The 822-nt window shown below is 46.7% G+C and carries 1 protein-coding gene and 1 pseudogene; both read left to right on the top strand.

The features are described from left to right. Positions 1-268, top strand: a pseudogene (locus A3751_RS06810) (twitching motility protein PilT); the annotation flags it as partial. Positions 269-317: 49 nt separating this feature from the next. Then, on the top strand, positions 318-822 hold a 505-nt coding region (locus tag A3751_RS06815), incomplete at its 3' end, for an ATPase, T2SS/T4P/T4SS family (protein ID WP_197466212.1).

An 822-nucleotide genomic window follows, 5' to 3' on the forward strand; every position in this document is an offset into this window, starting at 1 on the left:
CTCTGAATCATTGCAAGCGGTTATCTCGCAGACTCTGCTTAAGAAAACCAATGGCGGTCGAGTTGCAGCGCATGAAATCATGATCGGTACACCGGCGATTCGTAACTTGATTCGTGAAGATAAGGTGGCACAAATGTACAGTGCCATTCAGACCGGTGCGAACATCGGCATGCAAACGCTCGATCAGTGTTTGCAGAATTTACTCAGCAAAGGCTTGATCAATCGCGATACTGCGAAAGAGAAAGCGAAAATACCTGAAAACTTCTAATCAATGGCCGTTAACTTCATTTATTGAAGGATAGATTAAGGAAAGCAACGTGGACTTCGAACGACTTTTAAAAATCATGGTAGAAAAGGGGGGATCTGACCTCTTCATCACGGCGGGCGTTCCGCCCAGCATCAAGATCCATGGCAAGATTGTCCCTGTTACGAAGCAATCTCTTACACCAGAGATGTGCCGAGAAATTGTCTTTGATACCATGACAGAGAAGCAACAAGACGAGTTCAACGAGAACAACGAGTGTAACTACGCGCTCAGTGCTCGTGGCATTGGTCGTTTTCGTGTATCTGCGTTTTCACAACGCAACCTATGCGGCATGGTCTTGCGTCGAATTGAAACCAATATTCCACGCATCGAAGATCTCGGCTTACCGGAGGTGATTAACTCATTGGCCATGACCAAGCGAGGCCTAATTATCTTCGTTGGTGCAACCGGCACCGGTAAATCGACCTCCCTCGCATCGATGATCGGCCATCGAAACCGTAATAGTAAAGGCCATATTATTTCGATCGAAGACCCTATTGAGTACATTCACCAGCATG

The organism is Oleiphilus sp. HI0080 (assembly GCF_001635135.1).